Annotated in this window: 1 pseudogene; it reads left to right on the forward strand. The window is 75.5% G+C overall.

From position 1 onward, the window contains the following. Positions 1-306: pseudogene (locus J0695_RS41490) on the forward strand (glycosyl hydrolase); the annotation flags it as partial.

The following is a 306-nucleotide window of genomic DNA, read 5'->3' on the forward strand; positions in this document are numbered from 1 at the left end:
GGGTGGTGCGGTTCGCGCGTTCGGAGCTGCAGATCACCGTGACTGCGGGGGGTGCGGTCTTCTGGGGGTGGGACGGGGCCGGGCCGCTGCCTTCGTACGCGATCACGGGGAGCGGTCCCGAGCCCGACGCGCGGGCCTTTCTCGAACCGGACAAGGACGGCGGCTGGCGGGTCGTCTCACAGCGCCTGACGGTCGCCGTGTCGCGGCACGGGGCCATCGAGCTGCTGACTCCGGGCGGTGTGGTGCTGCGGCGGGAACTGCCGCCGCGCTGGTGGGAGCCGGCCGGCGGCGGGGACGCGCGGTGGG

The organism is Streptomyces beijiangensis, assembly GCF_017315755.1.
Classification (GTDB): Bacteria; Actinomycetota; Actinomycetes; order Streptomycetales; family Streptomycetaceae; genus Streptomyces; species Streptomyces beijiangensis.